At 72.7% G+C, this 21,299-nt stretch carries 21 protein-coding genes; 9 read left to right on the top strand and 12 right to left on the bottom strand.

The genetic code is table 11. The features are described 5' to 3' along the window. Positions 1 to 37 precede the first annotated feature (37 nt). Positions 38 to 1,273 carry an RNA polymerase sigma factor gene (locus tag LG396_RS14020; protein WP_225795004.1) on the bottom strand — a complete coding sequence of 412 codons (1,236 nt, stop codon included), beginning with the start codon at positions 1,271 to 1,273 and terminating at the stop codon, positions 38 to 40. Next, positions 1,270 to 1,683 (bottom strand): YciI family protein, encoded by a 414-nt coding sequence (locus LG396_RS14015; RefSeq protein ID WP_225795003.1) that lies wholly within the window; start codon positions 1,681 to 1,683, stop codon positions 1,270 to 1,272. Before LG396_RS14015 ends, LG396_RS14020 begins: the two co-directional genes overlap by 4 nt. 160 nt (positions 1,684 to 1,843) lie before the next feature. Between LG396_RS14015 and abmR the strand changes: the two genes are divergently transcribed. Next, a complete protein-coding gene (gene abmR / locus LG396_RS14010) occupies positions 1,844 to 2,404 on the top strand; it encodes an ATP-binding transcription factor AbmR (RefSeq protein WP_225795002.1) in 561 nt (186 codons plus the stop codon). A 182-nt stretch (positions 2,405 to 2,586) separates the two neighbouring features. Beyond that, positions 2,587 to 3,738, top strand: a complete 1,152-nt coding sequence (locus LG396_RS14005; RefSeq protein WP_225795001.1) for a peptidoglycan recognition protein family protein — start codon at positions 2,587 to 2,589, stop codon at positions 3,736 to 3,738. A gap of 22 nt (positions 3,739 to 3,760) precedes the next feature. On the opposite strand, the gene LG396_RS14000 is transcribed toward LG396_RS14005, so the two are convergent. Then, positions 3,761 to 4,873 carry a winged helix DNA-binding domain-containing protein gene (locus LG396_RS14000; RefSeq protein WP_225795000.1) on the bottom strand — a complete coding sequence of 371 codons (1,113 nt, stop codon included), beginning with the start codon at positions 4,871 to 4,873 and terminating at the stop codon, positions 3,761 to 3,763. A gap of 81 nt (positions 4,874 to 4,954) precedes the next feature. Next, a complete protein-coding gene (locus LG396_RS13995) occupies positions 4,955 to 5,962 on the bottom strand; it encodes an EamA family transporter (RefSeq protein ID WP_225794999.1) in 1,008 nt (335 codons plus the stop codon). Positions 5,963 to 6,279: 317 nt separating this feature from the next. On the opposite strand from LG396_RS13995, the gene LG396_RS13990 reads away from it, so the two are divergent. The 4 genes from LG396_RS13990 to LG396_RS13975 all read left to right on the top strand — a co-directional run bounded on the left by LG396_RS13990 (position 6,280) and on the right by LG396_RS13975 (position 9,142). After that, the gene (locus LG396_RS13990; protein WP_037740986.1) at positions 6,280 to 6,516 is read left to right on the top strand and encodes a hypothetical protein; all 237 of its coding nucleotides are present in this window, start codon (positions 6,280 to 6,282) and stop codon (positions 6,514 to 6,516) included. A 79-nt stretch (positions 6,517 to 6,595) separates the two neighbouring features. After that, positions 6,596 to 7,564 carry a 1-aminocyclopropane-1-carboxylate deaminase/D-cysteine desulfhydrase gene (locus LG396_RS13985; protein ID WP_225794998.1) on the top strand — a complete coding sequence of 323 codons (969 nt, stop codon included), beginning with the start codon at positions 6,596 to 6,598 and terminating at the stop codon, positions 7,562 to 7,564. Positions 7,565 to 7,868: 304 nt separating this feature from the next. Next, entirely contained in the window at positions 7,869 to 8,282 is a 414-nt protein-coding gene (locus LG396_RS13980) for an ATP-binding protein (RefSeq protein WP_018835073.1), read from the top strand. Continuing rightward, complete coding sequence (locus tag LG396_RS13975) at positions 8,171 to 9,142, top strand: RNA polymerase sigma factor SigF (protein WP_372483499.1); 972 nt, start codon at positions 8,171 to 8,173, stop codon at positions 9,140 to 9,142. The genes LG396_RS13980 and LG396_RS13975 overlap by 112 nt, the downstream gene beginning before the upstream one ends. A 161-nt stretch (positions 9,143 to 9,303) precedes the next feature. On the opposite strand, the gene LG396_RS39935 is transcribed toward LG396_RS13975, so the two are convergent. Continuing rightward, positions 9,304 to 9,681 carry a hypothetical protein gene (locus LG396_RS39935; protein WP_372483503.1) on the bottom strand — a complete coding sequence of 126 codons (378 nt, stop codon included), beginning with the start codon at positions 9,679 to 9,681 and terminating at the stop codon, positions 9,304 to 9,306. A 383-nt stretch (positions 9,682 to 10,064) separates the two neighbouring features. Here LG396_RS39935 and LG396_RS13965 point away from each other — a divergent pair, with 383 nt between their 5' ends. Then, positions 10,065 to 11,033: a diacylglycerol/lipid kinase family protein gene (locus LG396_RS13965; protein ID WP_018842356.1), complete on the top strand. Its 969-nt coding sequence runs from the start codon at positions 10,065 to 10,067 to the stop codon at positions 11,031 to 11,033. 317 nt (positions 11,034 to 11,350) lie between these two features. Next, entirely contained in the window at positions 11,351 to 11,608 is a 258-nt protein-coding gene (locus LG396_RS13960; protein ID WP_018835069.1) for a WhiB family transcriptional regulator, read from the top strand. A 267-nt stretch (positions 11,609 to 11,875) separates the two neighbouring features. Here LG396_RS13960 and LG396_RS13955 read toward each other — a convergent pair whose 3' ends face one another. Further along, on the bottom strand, positions 11,876 to 13,357 hold the full coding sequence (locus LG396_RS13955; RefSeq protein WP_018835068.1) for a PAS domain-containing sensor histidine kinase: 1,482 nt from the start codon (positions 13,355 to 13,357) through the stop codon (positions 11,876 to 11,878). A gap of 319 nt (positions 13,358 to 13,676) precedes the next feature. Next, positions 13,677 to 14,309, bottom strand: coding sequence for a TetR/AcrR family transcriptional regulator (locus LG396_RS13950; protein WP_037740974.1), 633 nt, complete (start codon positions 14,307 to 14,309; stop codon positions 13,677 to 13,679). Positions 14,310 to 14,388: 79 nt separating this feature from the next. Here LG396_RS13950 and LG396_RS13945 point away from each other — a divergent pair, with 79 nt between their 5' ends. Then, positions 14,389 to 15,141: an SDR family oxidoreductase gene (locus tag LG396_RS13945; RefSeq protein WP_225794995.1), complete on the top strand. Its 753-nt coding sequence runs from the start codon at positions 14,389 to 14,391 to the stop codon at positions 15,139 to 15,141. Positions 15,142 to 15,179: 38 nt separating this feature from the next. On the opposite strand, the gene LG396_RS13940 is transcribed toward LG396_RS13945, so the two are convergent. The 5 genes from LG396_RS13940 to LG396_RS13920 all read right to left on the bottom strand — a co-directional run bounded on the left by LG396_RS13940 (position 15,180) and on the right by LG396_RS13920 (position 21,119). Then, on the bottom strand, positions 15,180 to 16,238 hold the full coding sequence (locus LG396_RS13940; protein ID WP_225794994.1) for an SIS domain-containing protein: 1,059 nt from the start codon (positions 16,236 to 16,238) through the stop codon (positions 15,180 to 15,182). Positions 16,239 to 16,286: 48 nt separating this feature from the next. After that, a complete protein-coding gene (locus tag LG396_RS13935) occupies positions 16,287 to 17,870 on the bottom strand; it encodes a glycoside hydrolase family 3 protein (protein ID WP_225794993.1) in 1,584 nt (527 codons plus the stop codon). A gap of 58 nt (positions 17,871 to 17,928) precedes the next feature. Then, positions 17,929 to 18,759 (bottom strand): carbohydrate ABC transporter permease, encoded by an 831-nt coding sequence (locus LG396_RS13930; RefSeq protein ID WP_037740964.1) that lies wholly within the window; start codon positions 18,757 to 18,759, stop codon positions 17,929 to 17,931. After that, positions 18,756 to 19,742, bottom strand: a complete 987-nt coding sequence (locus tag LG396_RS13925; RefSeq protein ID WP_020610476.1) for a carbohydrate ABC transporter permease — start codon at positions 19,740 to 19,742, stop codon at positions 18,756 to 18,758. The genes LG396_RS13930 and LG396_RS13925 overlap by 4 nt, the downstream gene beginning before the upstream one ends. A 90-nt stretch (positions 19,743 to 19,832) precedes the next feature. Further along, on the bottom strand, positions 19,833 to 21,119 hold the full coding sequence (locus LG396_RS13920; RefSeq protein WP_037740961.1) for an extracellular solute-binding protein: 1,287 nt from the start codon (positions 21,117 to 21,119) through the stop codon (positions 19,833 to 19,835). Positions 21,120 to 21,299 lie beyond the last annotated feature (180 nt).

The following is a 21,299-nucleotide window of genomic DNA, read 5'->3' as shown; positions in this document are numbered from 1 at the left end:
CAATGTACCGCCTGGCTGTGACGCCGGCCGCCGCCCGTCAGTGCAGCCGGGCGGCGCGCAATTGGAGGTAGCGCTGCTCGGGCACGCTCAGCGTGCGCTCCGCCGCGCGCCCGTACGCCGCCCGCGCCGCCCCCGGCTCCCCTGCCAGCTCCAGCAGGTGTGCCCGTACGGCGTCGAGGCGGTGGTGCTCCGCGAGCCGCGGGTCGTCCGCCAGCTTCGCCAGCAGGTCGAGCCCGGCGCGCGGGCCGTCGGCCATCGCCACCGCGACCGCGCGGTTGAGGCTGACGACGGGGCTCGGGGCGAGGCGCTCCAGCAGGTCGTACAGCCCGAGGATCTGCCGCCAGTCGGTGTCCTCGGCGCGCTCCGCCTCGTCGTGCACGGCGGCGATGGCGGCCTGCACCTGGTACGGGCCGAGCGCGGCGGTCGTCAGCGCGCGGCTGACGAGGGCGACGCCCTCCTCGATCTGGCCGCGGTCCCAGCGGCCGCGGTCCTGCTCGTCGAGCGGCACCAGCGCGCCGCCCGGTCCGCTGCGGGCGTCGCGGCGGGCGTCGGTGAGCAGCATCAGTGACAGCAGCCCGGCGGCCTCGCCGCTGCCGGGCGTCAGGGCGTGCACGGCGCGGGCGAGGCGGATCGCCTCGGCCGCCAGGTCCGCGCGGCGGAGACAGGCGCCGGAGGTGGCGGTGTAGCCCTCGTTGAAGATCAGGTACAGCACGTGCAGCACGGCGGTGAAGCGCCCCGGCAGCTCCGCCGGCTCCGGCCGGCGGAAGCGGGCGCCCGCGTCCTTCAGGCTCTTCTTCGCCCGGCTGATCCGCTGCGCCATCGTCGCCTCGGGCACCAGAAAGGCGCGGGCGATCTCCGCGGTGGTCAGACCGCCGACCGCGCGCAGCGTCAGCGCGATGCGGGACGGCTGGGTGAGCACGGGGTGGCAGCACAGGAACAACAGGGTGAGCGTGTCGTCTTCGGACGGGTGGCGCGCCTCCCCCGGCGGCGGCATGCGGAAGTCGTCGCGGGGCGTCAGCGCGGCGGCGGACTCCTCGCGGCGGCGCCGGGCCTCCTCGCTGCGCAGCTCGTCCGTCAGCCGGCGGGAGGCCACGCGGATCAGCCAGCCGCGCGGGTTGTCGGGTACCCCCTGCGCCGGCCACTGGCCGGCGGCGGCCAGCAGCGCCTCCTGCACCGCGTCCTCGGCGGCGTCGAAGTGGCCGTAGCGGCGGACGAGGGCGCCGAGGACCTGCGGCGCGTGGCGGCGCAGCAGGTCCTCGACAGGGGCGCTCACTTGCCCGGTGCCGCTTCCAGGATGGGGCGGACCACCACGTCGGAGACGGGGGATCCGGCCGGGGCGGGGCACTGGTGGACGCGCTTGGCGATCTCGGTGACCCGCTCGTCGCCGGCGCAGTCGAGCACCCAGTAGCCCGCGAGGACCTCCTTGGTCTCGCCGAACGGGCCGTCGGAGACGACGGACGCGCCGCCGGGGCCGTCGGTGACGACGATGGCCTGCTTGGGCGCCGACAGCCCGTTGCCCTCGACGACCTCCCCGGTCTCGGCGAGGTCGTTGTTGATCGACTCCATGTGCTGGAACATCGCCTGCAGGTCCTTCTCGGTCCAGGCGGGGTGGCCCTCGGAGCCGGAGCCGTTCATGGCGTCGTAGTCGGCCTGCGAACCGTAGATCATCACCAGGTACTTCATGGTTCTCACTTCCCGTGTTCCCGGCCCCCGGTGCGGGCGCCTCTCACAGGAGACGTCGGGGCCGGACGGCGGTTCTCGACATGCTCCGCCAAAGATTCTTGCGGGAATTTCGCCGGCCCGCCCGTTCTCTCCGGGCAGGAGGCGGCGTAATCTCGATTACATGATTACTTCGCAGGACACGGACGAGATTCGAGGATGGCTCACCGGGCGGTTGCCCGACGGCCTCTACGCCGCACCGGTCGAGGTCACGGTCGACCGCGAGGAGATCTGCGTCGTCGGCACGGTCCCCGAGCCCGCGGGGCTCGCCGCGGACGCGACCGGCGCGGAGCGGGACGCGGCGCTGGACGGCCGCATCGCCGAGTTCCGCGAGCGCACCCGCAAGGAGCGCATGGCGGTGGCGCGGGCGGCGGAGCGGCGCTACCGGAGGAAGGTCTCCTGGGGCGCCGAGTGCGGTGGCAGGCGGGAGGTCTTCACGAACGTCTCCGCGCCCGTGATGACCCGGCTGCGGCAGCCGCAGCGCCAGGTGCTCGACACGCTCATCGCGGCGGGGGTGGCGCGCAGCCGGAGCGAGGCGCTGGGGTGGTGCGTACGGCTGGTGGAGAGCCACGCGGACGACTGGCTGCGGGAGCTGCGGGACTCGCTGGAGCACGTCCAGCACGTACGGGCCCAGGGGCCGGACCGGCCGGACGGGACGCCGGTGGACGCGGAGGACGGCCGATGAACGGCGGCACCCCGCTCCCCCGGGCCGCGGGGCGGCGGAGCGGAGGGATGGACTCCGGGGCCAACTGACAAGAGTGGTCTGGACATTGGCACATGCGGTCGGATAAACAGGGTGTCCGTTGCACATACGTACACGGAGCAGCGTGTCGAACCCCCCACAACCCGCACCGTGAGAGGACCGCCATGCGATCTGGGCCCGTGTATGTCTCCCGGCGAACCGCGCTCAAGGCCGGCGCCGGCGCCGCCCTCGCCGCCGGCGGAGGCGGCGCACTGCTGCTCGGCGGCAGCGCCGCGGCCGACGGCGGCGACTCCCTGCGCCGGACGGCGGACGACCCGTCGTACGTGATCGGCACCGCGGACTGGGGCGCCCGGCCGCCCGGCGGGAACGTCTCCGTCTCGTCCGGTACGACCACGAAGATCGTCGTCCACCACACCGCGTTCCCGAACACCACGGACTACTCGTACGAGGCCGCCGTCTTCATGGCACGCAAGATCCAGGATCTGCACATGGACGGCAACGGCTGGATCGACAGCGGGCAGCACTTCTCGATCAGCCGCGGCGGCTACGTGCTGGAGGGCCGGCACCGCAGCCTCGAGGCGCTGGACGACGGCGGCTACCAGGTCGTCAGCGCGCACGCGGTCGGCGAGAACACCCGCGGCATCGGCATCGAGAACGACGGCCACTACGTCAACGACACCCCGCCGCCGGCCCTGCTGTTCTCGCTGCAGCGGCTGTGCGTGACGATCGGCACGCAGTACGGCTTCGGGGCGGACCGCATCTTCGGCCACTGGGACTTCAACGACACGCAGTGCCCGGGCGCGCTGTTCTACCGCGAGTTCCCGGCGCTGCGCCGGCAGGTGGCGCAGGTGCTCGGCCAGAGCCCGGACGAGATCCCGGCGCGCACCTGGCCCGACACGTACTCGTCGAGCAAGGGCGGCACGGTCGAGATGGTGCAGCGGCTGCTGCGCGCGTACGGGTACGACCTGAAGGCGGACGGCGCGTACGGCCCGGTGACGCTGGAGGCGGTGCACACCTTCCAGCGCACGATGGGGCTGCCGGCCACGGACGACGGCACCCTCGACAACGCCACGTGGGAGGCCCTGACGGTGCCGGTGAGCACCGGCCACAGCGGCGAGGCGGTGCTCGCGGTACAGCAGATGCTGGTGCGCAAGCTGCACCTGGAGCAGGCCACAGGCCGCTACGACGCGGCGACGACCGCGGCGGTGGCCGAGATGCAGGAGCTGCACGGGCTGCAGGCGACCGGCGCGATGGACGTGGCCACGTGGTGCGCGACGGCCGGCGGCGTCGTACGCGAGGAGTTCACGACCGTGTGAGCGCGGCCGGGCGGGCGCCCGCCTAGCCGGCGGCGAACCTGACGTCCGTCTTCTCCGCCTCCGGGGCGGCGAAGGCCAGCAGGTCCGCTGCCGCCGCCGCCAGCCGGTCCCTGTCGGAGCCGGACAGGGCGGTGAACGGCCGCAGTTCGACCGCGGCCGAGGTCCTCTTGATCTCCGGCTGCCACACACCCGCGACGCGGCCGTCGAGCAGCACCGTGCCCCGCACGATGCCGTTCTTCGTGAACACCCGCCGCTCGTCGGCCTTGTCGATGATCCGCGTACGGTCCGCGTGCGCGAGCAGCACGTTGTCGAAGGGGCCGAGGAGCAGCGGCGGCACCGGGGCGGCGGGGTCGGGCAGTTCGGTGCCGGCGAGGTCGAACAGCTCGCGGCCGGCCGCGTCCCGGTACGTCACCAGCCGCGGGCGCAGCCGGTCGAAGACCGCCTTGAGCCGGGTCAGCGACAGCCACTTCTGCGCGTCGGCGACCGACGCGGGGCCGTACGCGGCGAGGTAGCGCAGCACCGTCCCGTCCGCGGCGGGGTCGGTGCTGGAGGGGGCGCCGAGCCACTGGTCGGCGTGCGCGTAGACGAGTCCGCCGCTCGCGCCCCACACGCCGCGCGGGGGCACCTGCACGAGCGGCAGCAGGGAACGGGCGAGGTACGCCAGGTCGTTCGGCTCCGCCCCGGGCCAGCGGGCGGCGAGCCGGGCACCCAGGTCGTCGTTGTGCAGCGGTCCGGCCGCAAGCGCCGCCCGCGCGGCGCCGGCCAGTTCGGCCGGGTCGAGGCCGGGGACCCTGCGGCCCGCCGTGGTGGCGGGGAGTGTCCTGTCGAGGTACGGCTGCACCACGGCCCGCAGCCGCAGCGCGTCGCGGGCGCTGACGAGGTGGATCGTGCCGCGCATCATGACGACGCGCACCGCCCGGCGGTCCGTCAGCAGTGCCGACAGGTCGGGGGCGGTGAAGCCCGCGAGCCGGCTCCAGAGCTGGTAGTACGGGGCGTCGCCGGACTGCGCCTGGAGCGCGACGAGGTGCTCGACGGCGTCCAGCGGCGCCGCCTCGCGCCGCTCGACGAGCCACTGCCGGTGCAGCAGGGCACGGCCCAGCGCGCGGGCGTCGAGGACGGTGCCGGGCGAGGTCATGCGCGTTCCCTTCGTCGTGCAGGTGTACGAGCATGCCACCCGTGATCGCCACCGGACCGCCCGCCCGGCGCCCCTGCGCCGTCAGATCTCCCGCGGCGCCGCGGGCCGCGGCAGGGTCCGTACCGCGCCGACGCTCGCCGCGATCACCATGCCGATCGCCGCGCACTGCACGGCCGTGAGCCCCTGGTCCAGCACCAGGTACCCGGCGAGCGCGGCGAGCGCCGGTGCCAGGCTCATCATCAGCGCGAACGTCGCCGCCGGCAGCCGGCGCAGGGCGAACTGGTCCAGTGCGTACGGCAGCCCCGAGGACATCACCGCCACCGCCAGGCCCAGCCCCAGCGTCGCCGGCTCCACCAGCCGGCCGCCCGCGCTCGCCACCCCGACCGGCAGGCTGATCACCGCGCCCACCGACATCGCGATCGCCAGCCCGTCGGCCCGCGGGAAGCGCGCCCCGGCCCGCGCGCTCATCAGTATGTACGCCGCCCACAGGGCGCCCGCGCCCAGCGCGAACCCGACGCCCACCGCATCCAGCCCGCCGAACCCGCCGCCGCTGAGCAGCACCACCCCGCCCAGCGCCAGCGCCGCCCACAGCAGGCTCGCCAGCCGCCGGCCGGCGAGCACGGACAGGGTCAGCGGCCCGAGCACCTCCAGCGTGACCGCGGGGCCCAGCGGGATCCGGTCGATGGCCTGGTAGAAGGCCATGTTCATGCCGCCGAGGGCCACGCCGAAGCCGCACAGCACCGCCCAGTCGCCCCGTGCGTGGCCCCGCAGCCGGGGCCGGAAGACCAGCATCAGCAGGACCGCGGCGAGCGTCAGCCGCAGCGTCACCACGCCCAGCGCGCCCGCCCGCGGGAAGAGCAGCGCGGCGACCGCGGCCCCGAACTGCGTGGACAGCGCACCGGTCACCACCAGCGCGACGCCGCCCAGCTGCCCGGAGGCCATCCGCCCGCGCGCACCGCCGGGCCGCCCGGCGCGTACCCCCGCGGCCGCCTCGGCGGGGGCGGGGCCGGCGGCGGAGGCGGCGGCGGCGGCAGAGGCAGAGGCAGAGCCGGAAGCGGCGGCGGAGGGGGCGGAGGGCTGGGACGTCACGCCCCCACGCTACGAGCGCACGCCCCCCACGTGAAATGCGTGACCGAGGGCTGGGACGCACCGCCGTCACCCGGTTGCCGCGTCCGGCCTGCGGGCGGGCCCGCCGTCCCCGTGGCGGCGGCCCGGCGGGACCCGCCAGGCCATCCCGCGTTCCCGCACCGCGGATGCTTGCGTACGGGCCGGCGGGGAAGCCGCCCAGGAACCGCCGGGCCCCGGCAGCCGTTGATCCATTAAGTGACGCGCGGGATACTTGGGACCAAAGCGGTAGCAGCGGCAGAATTCACCCCATACGTCAGGCAATACGTCAGGAGACAGACATGGCAGGCTTCCTCGACCGCGCGAAGGAGAAGGCGGAGACCGCGCTGAACCAGGGCAAGGAGAAGGTCGGGGAGGTGCAGGCGCAGCGCGAGGGCCAGGCCCTCCTGCGCCGCCTCGGCGCGGCCTACTTCAACGAGCAGCGCGGCAGCGGCTCCCCGCAGGAGGTGCAGGACGCCCTGCAGGCGGTCCACGCGCACATCGCCCAGCACGGCGACGGATTCCTCACCCGCGGCTGAGCCGGACCGGCCTCCGGCCGCACCCGCGGCGGTGCGTGCCGGACCCCGGCACGGCAGAACGGCCACCGAGCACCGTCCCGTGTACGCGTCAGAGCCCACCGGGCCCGCGGCCCCGCCGCCCGACGACCAGCCGCCCGCCGGCGCACCCCCCGGCGGGCGGCTCGACGCGCTCCGCCCCCGGCTGCCCTCGCCGCTGGAGGAGGTCGCCGACGACCGCCTCGCCGCCAACGGCATACGGCTGCTGCTCAAGCGGGACGACCTGATCCACCCGGCGCTGCCGGGCAACAAGTGGCGCAAGCTGATGCCGAACCTTCAGGCGCGGGCGGCCGGCTCCCCCGGCGGGGACGACCGGCCGCTGCTGACGTTCGGCGGCGCGTACTCCAACCACCTGCGGGCCACCGCGGCCGCCGGCCGGCTGCTCGGCATCCGCACCGTCGGCGTCGTCCGCGGCGCCGAGCTGGCGGACCGCCCGCTCAACCACTCCCTCGCGCGGGCAGCGGCGGACGGCATGCGGCTGCACTTCGTGTCGCGCGCGGCGTACCGGCGGCGCGCGGACCCCGCCTTCCACGCCGAACTCCGCGCGGACTTCGGCGACTTCCAGCTCATCCCGGAGGGCGGCAGCAACGCCGCGGCTGTCCGCGGCTGCGCCGCCCTCGGCCGCGAACTCGCGGGCGCGGCGCAGACGGCGGTGATCGCGTGCGGTACGGGCGGCACCCTCGCCGGACTGGCCGCCGGACTGCCCGCGGGCACGCGGGCGATCGGCGTACCGGTCCTCAAGGGCGGCTTCCTCGGCGCGGACGTGGAGCGGCTGCAGACCGCCGCCTTCGGCGGCCGGTGCGGCGACTGGCGCCTCGCGGACGGCTTCCACTTCGGCGGCTTCGCCCGCCGCTCCCCCGAACTCGACGCCTTCGCCGCCGACTTCACCGCCCGGCACGGCCTGGTCCCCGAACCGGTGTACGTCGCGAAGATGCTCTACGCCGTCGTCGCCCTGGCCGCCGGCGGCGCGTTCCCGCGCGGCTCGGCGGTAGCGGCGGTCGTCACCGGCTGACGCGGGTGTCGCCCGGACGAGGGAAGCCGGTCGGCGGTTGTCGGCGGGCCCTGCCATAATGGCAACCCGGAGTGACCGCACGGGAATTGGGACGAGAAGAGCCCTAGCCACGGAGCGTAATCAGGGTTTACTATTAGTGACAGCCGCGGGATGGGGTGGCCTTCTCCGGTCCAGGAGACAGCAGCTCATCGCACGCGGTAGCGTCGCAGGCGAACGATTCGCCGCGCTGGTCCGTTACTCCCAGTGACGGGGGGCGGGCCGGCGTTCCCATGGCGGAGAGTCGCCACGCACCTTGGAGGTGAGGGTGTCCCAGTTCGAAGGCGAGCCCAGTCCGAAGGACTTCGTCGAAGTCCGGCTGCCGGCTGCCGGGGCGTACCTGTCGGTGCTCCGCACCGCCACGGCAGGGCTCGCTGCCCGCCTGGACTTCACGCTCGACGAGATCGAGGATCTGCGCATCGCGGTCGACGAGGCCTGCGCCATCCTCCTGCAGCAGGCCGTTCCCGGCTCCGTTCTCACCTGTGTCTTCCAGCTCGGGGACGACGCGCTGCTGGTGACGGTGTCCGCACCGACCACCGACGGCCGGGCGCCCGAGCGCGACACCTTCGCGTGGACCGTGCTGTCCGCACTCGCGGGCAGGGTGGACGCGACCGTGGGCGAGGACCGCACGGTCACGATCAGCCTGCTCAAGGAGCGCGGCGCGGCGCCGGGGCTGACGTGACGTACGTCAGGGGCGTTCCGATGCGAGACGAAGGCCGGCTGGCCGCGGCGGAGCAAGGGCGGGCGGACCACATGGACGGACTGCAGCAGCACGACAGGCGTGAACCGCAGGACCGCAGCGGCGCGCGGGCGATGTTCCACGAGCTGCGCAAGCTGCCCGCGGACTCCCCGGAGCACGCCGAGCTGCGGAACGCCCTCGTGCAGATGCACCTGCCGCTGGTGGAGCATCTCGCCCGGCGCTTCCGCAACCGCGGCGAGCCGCTGGACGACCTCACCCAGGTCGCCACCATCGGCCTGATCAAGTCCGTGGACCGCTTCGACCCCGACCGCGGCGTGGAGTTCTCGACGTACGCGACCCCGACGGTCGTCGGTGAGATCAAGCGGCACTTCCGCGACAAGGGCTGGGCGGTGCGGGTGCCGCGGCGGCTGCAGGAGCTGCGGCTGTCGCTGACGTCCGCCACCGCCGAGCTGTCCCAGCTGCACGGCCGGGCGCCGACGGTGCACGAGCTGGCGCAGAAGCTCAACATCTCCGAGGAAGAGGTCCTGGAGGGCCTGGAGTCGGCGAACGCGTACTCCACTCTCTCCCTCGACGTCCCCGACACCGACGACGAGTCGCCGGCCGTCGCCGACACCCTCGGCGCGGAGGACGACGCCCTGGAGGGAGTCGAGTACCGCGAGTCCCTCAAGCCGCTGCTGGAGGAGCTGCCGCCGCGGGAGAAGAAGATCCTGCTGCTCCGCTTCTTCGGGAACATGACCCAGTCCCAGATCGCCCAGGAGGTCGGCATCTCGCAGATGCACGTCTCCCGGCTACTGGCGCGCACGCTGGCGCAGTTGCGCGAGCGGCTGCTCGTGGAGGAGTGAGCGGCGGGGCGCCTGCGCCCCGCCGTGACCCACGAGGCGCTGTGCGCCGTTCTCCGGCGCCCGGAGCGCCTCGGTGAGGCAGCAGGGTCTTCGTGCCGTACGGGCCGCGTAGCGGGTCCGTACGCGGCCGTACACCCCTCCCCCGGCCCTGCGCCGCGGTGCTACGCGGTCCGGCTCGGGCCCACGCCCAGCGCCTCCGCCGAACTCGGGCTGAGCAGGCAGACGAGGGTGACCACCGCGACCGCACCCACCGCGAGCCCCAGCGGCAGCATCACGCCGCCCGCCGACGCCATCGCGAAGGCCACCGGCAGCGCCAGGATCTGGGTGATCAACGAGGGGCCGCGGCTCCAGCTGCGCTGCCGCCGCAACCCGTGCGCGGCGGCCAGCGGCAGCGCGGCGAGCGCCAGCACGGTGAGCCCGCCGAAGACGGCCTGGCGGGTGCTGTCCGGTTCGCCGACGATCCCGAGCACGAGTTCGTAGGCCCCGAGGGCGGCGATGACGAGCCCTTCGACGGCGGTCAGCACGGCGGCGGCGGTCACCCGCGGCGGCCGCGGCCCCCGCTCCTCGGCGGCCTTCGCCGCTCCGTCGTCCTTCGCCCCGTCCGCCCCGGCGGCCTTCGCGCCCGCGGACTTCCGCCCGGCGGCCCTGCCCCCGGCGCTCCTGCGCTTGGCGGCCGTACCGCCCGGGGCCTTGTCCGGCGCCTCGTCCGCGTCGACCGCATCCGCCGCATCGGTGGTGTCGGCCGTACCGGTGGAAGCCTTCTTCCGCCCCGCCCCCGCCGTCTTCTCCCGCCCGGGCCGGGCCGCCTGCTTCCGCCCGCCCCGGCCCTGCGTTCCGCTCATGCTCTCCAGCCTACTGGGGGCCCGGCGCCCGCTGCGCCAGGGCTGGGCCCCTCTACTTTTCGGTAGGTAACCTGCATGCCATGCGTGCGCTCCTCGTGGTGAACCCCGCCGCCACCGACACCAGTGCCCGGACCCGCGACGTGCTGATCCACGCACTCGCCAGCGACCTGAAGCTGGAGACGGTCACCACCGAGTACCGGGGCCACGCCCGCGACGTCGCGCGGCACGCCGCGGACAGCGGCGAGGTCGACGTCGTCGTCGCCCTCGGCGGCGACGGCACCGTCAACGAGGTCGTCAACGGCCTGCTGCACCGCGGCCCGGCGCCCGACGAACTGCCCCGCCTCGCCGTCGTCCCCGGCGGCTCCACGAACGTCTTCGCCCGCGCCCTCGGCCTGCCCAACGACGCGGTCGAGGCCACCGGCGCCCTGCTCGACGCCATGCATTCCGGCAGCGAGCGCACCGTCGGCCTCGGGCTCGCCTCCGGCACCCCGGACACCGACGACGAGGGCGCGCCGGCGCGCTGGTTCACGTTCTGCGCGGGCATGGGGTTCGACGCGGGCGTCGTGGGCCGCGTCGAGCAGAAGCGCGAGCGCGGCAAGAAGTCCACGCACCCGCTCTACGTCCGGCAGTTGCTGCGCCAGTGGCTCGGCGAGGGCGACCGGCGGCACGGCGCGATCACGCTGCGGCGGCCGGCCGAGGACCCCGTCGAGGGCCTGGTCCTCTCGCTCGTCTGCAACACCTCGCCGTGGAGCTACCTGGGCAACCGCCCCCTCTACGCGACCCCCGGCGCGTCCTTCGACACCGCCCTCGACGTGCTCGGACTCGCCCGCCTTTCCACCCCGTCACTGCTGCGTTACGGGACCCAGCTGCTCACCTCCTCGCCGGAGCGCGGACCCCAGGGCAAGCACGCGGTGTCCCTGCACGATCTCACCGACTTCACCTTGGAATCACAGGCCCCACTGCCCTTCCAGATGGACGGTGACCACCTCGGACTGCGTACGAGCGTGACCTTCACAGGCGTACGGCGCGCACTGCGTGTGATTGTGTGAGCGGAAGGCCCGAAAGTCCTTCCAGTCGAACGTTTAGGCTGCGACTCACCCCCTGGAAGTGGGGTCCTTAGTCAACTGGGACCAAGGAATCCAAAGAAACTTCACGGAAGGGGTTGTATCCGAAGCTGAGGTTTGCGAACCTCTTCATGGCGGCTGGAGCGCCTCCCCTCAGGGGACCCCACCTCCGGCGCACTCGCCCCCTCCACATGTTGAAGGTCACACCGGAAATCTGGTCGGACCCCTTCACTTGTCGGAGGATTCGTGAAAGCGTTCACATTCACAAGCAACTGACAGCAACGCGAAGAGATGGAGCAGTCATGGACTGGCGTCACAGCGCCGTTTGCCGCGAGGAAGACCCCGAGCTCTTCTTCCCGATCGGCAACACCGGTCCTGCGCTGCTGCAGATCGAGGAAGCCAAGGCCGTCTGCCGTCGCTGCCCCGTGATGGAGCAGTGCCTGCAGTGGGCGCTGGAGTCCGGTCAGGACTCCGGTGTCTGGGGTGGCCTCAGCGAGGACGAGCGCCGCGCGATGAAGCGCCGCGCCGCCCGCAACCGGGCGCGCAGGGCAAGCGCCTGACCCGATACCCCCCGGATGCGCGAAGGCGCCGTGGGACCCACGGCGCCGCTCTCCCCGAGCCGCAGCGCAGCAGCCGCACAAGCCGCACCACGAGAGTCACCTGCAGAGCCCCGGAGCCGACGGCCCGGGGCTTTTTGCTGCCCGACCGCCCGCGCCCTGCGCCGCGTTGCGGGCGCGTGCCGCCGCAGGTACCCCGCGGAAACCCCGGAGGAACGACACGGCCGTCAACCGGGACGTCCACTTCCGTACGCCCAACCACCCGGCGCGTCAGCGCTTTTCGGGTTGCACGGGAATGTCGAACACCACCCGCGTGCCCCCCTCGGGCGCCCGCGCCATCGAAAACGTGCCCGCCAACTCCCCCTCGACGAGCGTGCGTACGATCTGCAGCCCCAGGCTGCCGGACGTCGCCGGGTCGAACCCCTCCGGCAGCCCCCGCCCGTCGTCCTGCACGGTGACCAGCAGCCGGCTGTCCTGCCGTCCGCTGGAGCGCAGCGCGGTGACCTCCACGCGCCCCGAGTCCCCCGGCCCGAAGCCGTGTTCCAGCGCGTTCTGCAGCACCTCGGTGAGCACCATCGACAGCGGCGTGGCGACCTCCGCCTGCAGCACGCCGAAGCGGCCGGCGCGGTGTCCCGTCACCCGGCCGGGGTTGATCTCCGCCACCATCGCCACCACCCGGTCGGCGATCTCGTCGAACTCCACGGTCTCGTCCAGGTTCTGCGACAGCGTCTCGTGCACGATGGCGATCGAGCCGACCCGCCGCACCGCCTCGTCCAGCGCCGCGCGCGCCCGCCCGTCGGGGTCCTCGGCGGCCAGCCGGCGCGACTGGAGCCGCAGCAGGGCGGCGACGGTCTGCAGGTTGTTCTTCACCCGGTGGTGGATCTCGCGGATGGTGGCGTCCTTGGTCATCAGTTCGCGCTCGCGCCGCCGGATCTCGGTGACGTCGCGCAGCAGCACCAGCGACCCGATGCGCGTCCCGCGCGGCTTCAGCGGGATCGCGCGCAGTTGGATGACACCGCCGTTGCCCTCCACCTCCGCCTCCCGCGGCGCCCACCCACTGGCGAGCTTGACCAGCGCCTCGTCCACCGGCTCCTTGCTGACGGCCAGCTCCGAGGTGGCCTGGCCGAGATGGCGGCCGACGAGGTCGGCGGCCTGGCCGAGGCGGTGGTAGGCGGAGAGCGCGTTGGGCGAGGCGTACTGCACGATGCCCTCCGCGTCGAGCCGGATGAGCCCGTCGCCGACCCGCGGCGAGGTCTCCGTGTCGCCCTGCTGCCCGGGGTAGGGGAACGCACCTGCGGCGATCATCTGCGCGAGGTCTGAGGCGCTCTGCAGATACGTCAGCTCCAGCCTGCTGGGGGTGCGCACGGTCAGCAGGTTGGTGTTGCGGGCGATGACGCCCAGGACGCGGCTCTCCCGGCGCACGGGGATGGACTCGATCCGTACGGGCACCTCCTCGCGCCACTCCGGGTCGCCCTCGCGCACGATCCGGCCCTCGTCGAGGGCCGCGTCGAGCATGGGGCGCCGGCCGCGCGGGACGGTGTGGCCGACCATGTCGTCCTGGTACGAGGTGGGGCCGGTGTTCGGCCGCATCTGCGCCACGGAGACGTAGCGGGCGCCGTCGACGGTCGGGACCCAGAGCACGAGGTCGGCGAAGGACAGGTCGGCGAGCAACTGCCACTCCGAAACGAGGAGGTGCAGCCACTCCAGGTCGGTCTCGCTCAGCGCCGTGTGCCGGCGGACGAGTTCGTTCATGGACGGCACACCTGGAGCCTACCGGCGGAGCCCCCGAGGACCCGAAGCCCGCCTCTGCGGGCAGCGGCCGCAGGCCGTGGCGCGCCGTGACGCACTTCGGGCCGCGGTGCCTGGACCGGGACCCTCAACCCGTCCGGCACCGCGGCCCGGAGCCAAGCACCGGCGCGCGCGCCGCGGAGTGTGCGGCCCCGCGGCGTCGCAACCGGTGAGGAGGCCGGGACGCAGTCAGGGCAGAGAACGTCTCGGGCCTCGTTCCGCCCCGTCGTGCGGAAGGGGCGGAAGCCTGACAAGCATTGTGGACTAGACCACTCCCGGCTGTCTACGCCCCGGACGCCCCGACTTCCCGGCCCTCGGCCGCCGCCGCGAACCCCGCCGCGGCGACCTCCGCCACCCGCTGCAGCAGCTCCCGGTCGGCACCGTCCCTGGCCTGCGCGGACATGCCCTGGAGGACGGCGCCCGCGTAGGTCGCGAGCTTCTCCGGGTCGGTCCCGGGCGGCAGCACGCCGGCGGTCACGTCGGCCTGCACGCGCGCGGTCATGACCGCGAGGTTCAGGGCGCGCAGTTCGCGCATCTTGGCCACCACCTCGGGGGTGGTGGCGCTGACGCCGACGCTGAGCACCATGCAGCCGCGCGGGCGGTCCGGCGCGGTGTAGCCGACGGCGGCCTCGCGCAGGATGCGCGTGAAGGCGGCGACGGCGGTGGGCTCCTCGGCCAGCGCGCGGTCGATGAACGTGCCGTTGTCGCTCGTCGCGTACGCCTCGACGGCGGCGTCGAAGAGCGCCTTCTTGTCGCCGAAGGCGGCGTACAGGCTGGGCGCGCCGATGCCGAGGACCCGGGTGAGGTCGGCGACGGAGGTGGCCTCGTAGCCGTGCTGCCAGAAGGCGTGCAGGGCCTTCTCCAGCGCCTCGTCGCGGTCGAAGGAGCGGGGGCGTCCGCGCTGCTTGGTGGCCATGGAAACAATTCTATAGCGCCCGCTAGCTAATGTGATACGGTCCTTTCTGTAGCGACCTTTACAGAAAGGGGGCGCAGCCATGGGCGCGCTCACTGGCAAGACGGCACTGGTCACGGGCGCAAGCCGCGGGATCGGCAGGGCGATCGCGGAGCGCCTGGGGCGGGACGGCGCGCGGGTCGCCGTGCACTACGGCAGCAACGAGGCGGCGGCGAAGGAGACCGTCGCGGCGATAGAGGCGGCCGGGGGCGAGGCGTTCGCGTTCAGGGCCGAGCTGGGCGTGCCGGGGGACGCGGCGGCGCTGTGGGCGGAGTTCGACCGGCACGCGGACGGGCTCGACATCCTCGTCAACAACGCGGGCGTCGCGCTCCAGGCGCTCATCGAGGACACCGAGGAGGCCGACTTCGACCGGCTGTTCGCGGTGAACACCAAGGCGCCGTTCTTCGTCACCAAGCTGGGCCTGTCCCGGATGCGGGACGGCGGGCGCATCGTCAATGTCTCCACGGTGGCCACGCACGCGGCGCTGATGCCGACGCTGCTGGCGTACACGATGACGAAGAGCGCGCTCGACGCCTTCACCAAGTTCCTGTCGAAGTCCGTGGGCGAGCGGGGCATCACCGTCAACGCGGTCGCGCCCGGGGCCCTGGACACCGACATGAACGCGGCGTGGCTGCGCGACAACGACGACGCCAAGACCGGCATGGCGGGGATGTCGCCGCTCGGCCGGATGACGGACGTCGGCGAGGTCGCGGACACGGTGGCCTATCTGGTCTCCGGCGACGCCAAGGTGCTCACGGGCACGTACCTCGACGTCTCCGGCGGGGTGCTGCTGTAGCACGTGCCACGGGCCGCGGCCCGTTCCGGATCAGGTGCTCAGCGGGTCTCCGTGACCTTCGCCAGCGAGCGCGGGGCGTCCGGGTCCTGGCCGCGGGCGATGGTGACCTCGTACGCGAGCAGTTGCAGCGGCAGGATCTCCAGGATCGGCTGCACCTCCTCCGCCACCCCCGCCGTCGGCAGCGCGAAGCCCCCCGCGGCGGCGTCGACCTGCGCCTGCGGGCCGACGACCACGAGGTCGGCGCCCCGGTCGCGCAGCCGGTCGAGCACCGGCTGCAGCGCCTCGCCGCCGCGGCCGTCGGTGACGATGGCGATGACCGGCGAGACGTTGTCGACCATGGCCAGCGGACCGTGCAGCAGGTCGGCGCCGGAGTAGGAGAGCGCCGGGATGTACGACGTCTCCATCAGCTTCAGGGCCGCCTCCTTGGCCGTCGGGTAGCCGAAGCCGCGCGAGGTGAGGACCATCCGCTCGGCGAAGCGGTAGCGCTGCGCCAGGGCCTTCACCTCGTCCTGCCGGGCGAGGATCTGCTCGGCCAGCTCCGGCAGCGCCGCGGCCGCTGCTCCCTGGTCGCCCTGCCCGCCGCGCATGCCCTCGACGAAGAGGTAGAGCGCCAGCAGCGAGGCGGTGTACGTCTTGGTCGCGGGCAGCGCCTTCTCCGGGCCCGCCTGGACGTCGATGTGGTACTCGCTGACGCCGGCCAGCGGCGAGTCCGGGTTGTTCGTCACCGCCAGCGTGATGGCGCCGGCCTCGCGGGCGGCCCGGGTGGAGGCGACGAGGTCGGGCGAGCCGCCGGACTGGCTGACGGTGATCACCAGCACGTCGGTGAGGTTCTGCTTGGCCTCGTACGCCGTCGTCGTGGACATCGACGTCAGCCCGCACGGCAGCCCGAGCCGGATCTCCAGCAGGTACTTGGCGTACAGCGCGGCGTTGTCCGACGTGCCGCGCGCGGTCAGCAGGACGAAGCGCGGCGCGCGGGCCGCGATGGCCTCGGCGACCCTGCGGATCTCCGGGGCGCCGTGCGCCAGGACGCGGCGCAGGGCCTCGGGCTGTTCGGCCATCTCGCCGGCCATGATCAGGCCCGGCTGGGCGGCAGTCATGCGGGGTGCCTCCGTAGTGCGGTGTCAGGTGGTACGGGCGGTCGGGGGTCAGGCCCCGGCGCCCTTGCCGGTGATGACCTCCGCGGCGGCGCGGCCGCAGACGCGGGCGGCACCGTGGGTCGCGATGTGCGGCGCCCCGCGCGGCGGCGCCTGCGGCACCCCCATCTCCACCACGACGGTGTCGGGACGGGCGGCGAGCAGGGCGTCGAGCGCGTCCGCCATCCAGGGGTGGCGGTGGACGTCGCGCACCACTGCGACGATCCTACGATCACGGGCCGCCGCGAGCACATTTGCGGTCAGCGCCGACAAACCCTCCCGGCTCGCCGGGTCCCCGCTCCCGCCGTCCCCGGCGCCCAGCGCGGAGCCGTCGAAGACCGCGGACTCGGTGCCGGGCAGCTCCCGCTCCAGCTCGGCACCGACGCCCCACGGGGTCTCCTGCCCCACCGCGATGCTCGCCACCGGCGTGAACCCCGCGACGTACACCGGGCCGGCCGGCGGCTCGTAGCCCTCGGCGCCGGTGACGCGCAGCGCCCTGCGGGCCGCGGCCTGGCCGACGCCGGGGTCCGGCGCGATCCCCTCCACCGCGCCGGACGCCGCCGCAGCCGGCGCCGGCGCCGACCAGGCCGCCAGCGCCCGTACCCGGGCAGCGGCATCGGCGAGCCGCTCCTCGGGCAGGTCCCCGCTGCGCACCGCGGCCACCAGGGCGTCGCGGGTGCGCAGCACGATCTCCTCGTCGCCGCGGGCGCCGATGCACATCGCGTCGGCGCCGGCCGCGACGGCCCGTACCGCACCGCCCTCGATGCCGTACGTCGCGGCGATGGCCTGCATCTCCAGCGCGTCGGTGATGATCAGGCCGGTGAAGCCGAGCCCGCCGTCGGCGACGGGGGCGCGCAGCAGGCCGGTGAGCACCGCGGGGCTGACGGTGGCGGGCACGTCGGTGCGCAGGGCGGGCAGCAGGATGTGCGCGCTCATCACGGCCTTGGTGCCGGCCGCGATCGCGGCCCGGAACGGCACCAGTTCGCGCTCGCGCAGCACCTCGACCGGGACGTCGATGCGCGGCATGGCGTGGTGCGAGTCGACGTTGGTGTCGCCGTGGCCCGGGAAGTGCTTCGCGCACGCGCTGACGCCCGCGTCCTGGAGGCCCTCGATGTACGCGGCGGTGTGCCGGGCGACGAGCGCCGGCTCCGCGCCGAAGGAGCGCGCGCCGATGACCGGGTTGTCCGGGTTGGAGTTGACGTCGGCGGACGGCGCCCAGTCCAGGTTCACGCCGACCTCGGCGAGCCGGCGGCCCAGCTCCCGGGCGACGGCCCGGGTGAGGCCCGGGTCGTCGACCGCGCCGAGGGCGAGGTTGCCGGGGAACGAGGAGCCGGTGCGCACCTCGAGGCGGGTGACGTCGCCGCCCTCCTCGTCCATCGCCACCAGCACGTCGGGCCGGGCGGCGCGCAGCCGCGCGGTGAGCCGGGCGACCTGCTCGGGGTTCTCGATGTTGCGGCCGAAGAGCCCGACGCCGGTCAGGCCCTCGTCGAGGCGGCGCAGTACCCAGTCCGGGGGCTCGGTGCCCAGGAAGCTCGGCTGCAGTACGGCGAGGGCGTCCCGGGTCAGGGTGTCGGTGCTCCCTGCGAGTGTCGTCATGGCCGTCGTGCTGTCCCTTCCCGCGGCGGTGGTCCGCCGCAGCTTACGAGGTGGTGCGTCAGCCCTTCACGGCACCGGCGGTCAGGCCGGCGGTGACCTTGCGCTGCAGGTACAGGAAGAGCACGAGGATGGGCAGGGCGAACAGCGACGCGGCGGCCATGGTGGCGCCCCAGTCGTCGCCGAACTGGGTCTGGAACTGGGACAGCCACAGCGGCAGGGTCTGTGCCTCGGCCTCCTTGTTGAGGACCAGCACCATCGGGAACTCGTTCCAGGCGGTGATGAAGCCGAAGAGCGAGGTGGCCATGAGGCCCGGCGCCAGCAGCGGGAAGATCACCTTGCGGAACGCCTGGGTGCGGGTGGCGCCGTCGACCATGGCCGCCTCCTCCAGGTCCTTGGGCACGGCGGCCACGTAGGTGCGCAGCGTGAGGATCGTCAGCGGCAGCACCATCACGGTGTAGAAGAGCGTGAGCGGCACCAGGCTGTTCAGCATGTCCGCGTCGCGCACCAGCATGTACACCGAGATGACCATGACCTCCCACGGCGCCATCTGCGCGAACATGAAGACCAGGATGATGCCGGTACGGCCGCGGAAGCGCATCCGCGCGATGGCGAAGGACGCCAGCAGCGCGATGAGCAGCGAGATGCCGACCGCCAGCAGGGTCACCGTCAGCGAGTTCTTCCAGAAGTTCCAGAAGTTGTCGGCGTCGAAGGCCGTGCGGTAGTGCTCGAAGGTCGGGTCCAGCGGGAACCAGACCGGGTTCTCGCTGATGATGTCGCCGGTCGGCTTGAAGGACGTGGCGAACATCCAGTACACGGGGAAGAGGAAGATGACGAACAGCACCAGGGCCGTCGCGTTGGGCCAGAAGCGGCCGATGAACGAGCGCCTCACGAGTCTTCCCTCTCCTGCTTCATGACCATGCGGATGTAGTACGACGTCAGCCCCATCAGGACCAGGATCGTGAGCACGGAGATCGCCGCGCCCATGCCGTAGTGCTGGTTGCCGACGCCCTCGACGAAGGCGTAGACGGGGAGCGTCTCGGTGAGCCGGTCGGGACCGCCGCCGTTGATCGCGTAGACGTGCGGGAACGCCTTGAAGATCCAGATGACCTCCAGGAACGTGGTCGCGAGCAGGAACGGCTTGATGAACGGGAGGGTCACCGAGGTGAAGGTGCGCCAGGCGCCGGCGCCGTCGAGCCCGGCGGCCTCGTACAGCTCCTTGGCGATCGTGGTCGTGGCGGCGTAGAGGTTGATCGCCACGAACGGGATCGACGTCCAGACGAGCATCACCGTGATCACGAAGAAGGTGGAGAACTGGCTGCTGGTCCAGGAGTAGTCGGCCATGGAGTGCCAGCCGAGCTTGTCGAGGATCCAGTTGACGACGCCGTAGCGCTCGGCGAACAGCCACTGGTAGACGGTGGTGGCCGCGATGATGGGCATCGCCCAGGCGAGCACGAGCGCCATCATCAGGGTGAGCCGCATCTTGCGGCCGAGGCGGGCGAGCAGCAGCCCGACCAGGGTGCCGAGCACCATGATCAGCGTGACGTTCACCGCGGTGAAGACGACCGTCCGGAGCGTGACGCGCCAGAAGTCCTCGCCGCCGAGGACGTCGCTGTAGTTGTCGAAGCCGTTCCACTCGGTGAGGTGCTGGATCAGCTCCTTCATGCCGAGCTTCTGGAACGACAGGATGCCGTTCTTCACCAGCGGATAGCCCAGCAGCACGGCGGTGATCGCCAGTGCCGGCAGGAGCAGCAGGTACGGGAGGGCGCCGGCCGATCCCTGGGCCTTGCGGTGGCGTCCGGGCGGTGGGGGTGGTGTCGTACGGGCGCGGCCTTTGGCCTTCTCGGTGGCCGGCCTCGGTATCTGCACAGTCATGATGCGGCGATCTCTTCGGGACGAGGTGGTTTCGGACCCGCGGGTGCGGGCGGGGCCGGGTCGTACCCGGTCCCGCCCGCCCGATGACACTTACTCCTGCGCGAGGCGCTCGTTCAGATCGCCCTCGACCGACTCGGCCGCTTCCTCGTGGGACTTACCGTTGAGGAAGGCGGTCATGTAGGACTTGATGGGGTTGGGGGTGTTCTCCACCGCGCCCCACTCCGGGATGAGCGGCGTGGTGCCGCCGACGGCGGCGGCCGGCGCCGCGGCCTCGGCCGCCTCGTTGCCCTCCAGCTTCGACAGCAGCGAGTCCTTGTTGGGGATCACGCCGTTGGCGGCCGCGAGGGCGCCCTCGTGCTTGTCGGAGAGCGCGATCTTCAGGAACTCCTGGGCGAGCTCCTGCTTCTCGCTGCCCGCGGCGATGGCCAGGTTGGAGCCGCCGAGGAAGACGCTCTCGGGGGTGTCGGCGGTCTCACCGGGGATGGTGAAGTAGCCGATCTCCTTCTCGAAGTTCTTGTCCTTGCTCGCCTCGATGGCGATGCCGGACTCCCAGCCCATGCCGATGATCGCGCCGGTCTTGCCCTTGCCGAAGACCTCGCCCTGCTGCGGGGTGGCCTCGTCCTTGTCCTTGGGCGCCGTGGAGAAGTCGGCGTACTGCTTGTAGATGTCCATGGCCTGGCCGACCTTGGGGTCGGCGAGGTTGGAGACCCACTTGTCGCCGTCCTGCTTCACCAGCTCGGCGTCCTGGCCGATGAGCAGGCCGTCGAAGAAGTACCAGTTCTGGCCGGGCATGTAGATCGGCTCGGCGTCGGTGTTCTTCTCGATCTTCTCGAACGCCGCGAAGAGGTCGTCACGGGTCTTGGGGAGCTCCGTGATGCCGGCTTCCTCGAAGATCGACTTGTTGTACATCACCACGCGGTTGGCGAAGAACCACGGGACGGCGTACTGCTTGCCCTCGTAGATCGACGACTCGTTGAGGGACTCGGTCCACTCGGTGCCGATCTCGTCCTTCAGCTCGGTCAGGTCGGCCAGGCCGCCGGTCGCCGCGTAGGCGGGCGTCTGGGTGTTGCCGACCTCGACCACGTCGGGCGGGCTCTCCTCGGACAGCGCGGTGGTCAGCTTCTGCTGAATGCCGTTCCACTGCTGCACCTTGTATTCGAGCTTCGCGCCCGTCTTCTTCTCGAACTCGGCCTGGACGTCCTTCAGCCAGTCGTCCGGTGTGGAGCCGTCCATGGCCCAGAAGGTGAGCGTCTCGCCCTTGAACGACCCGGGGCCACTGCCCTTGCCGTCGTCCTCGCCACCATCGTCAGAACCGCAGGCGGCGAGGCTTGCCACCAGGCCAGCCGCCGCCAGCACCGCTACCGCCGTGCGCTTCACGTCACCCTCCTCAACATGCCGGCCCACGCCCCCCTGCCGTCTTTCGCCAGCGATTCGCCACCGAAAAGTCCTTGCTCCCGGACCCTGCCCGTGGAGTGGACTTGTGGTCTTTAATGGTTTAGACCAGGTTGACGGTCTTGGTCTGGACCAATCGTGGAACGAAGCCTGGCCTAGACCAAT

This window comes from Streptomyces aculeolatus (genome assembly GCF_020400605.1).
Taxonomy (GTDB): domain Bacteria; phylum Actinomycetota; class Actinomycetes; order Streptomycetales; family Streptomycetaceae; genus Streptomyces; species Streptomyces aculeolatus.
The sequence above is the reverse complement of the archived record's forward strand: the minus strand, read 5'-3'. Positions and strand labels throughout refer to the sequence as shown.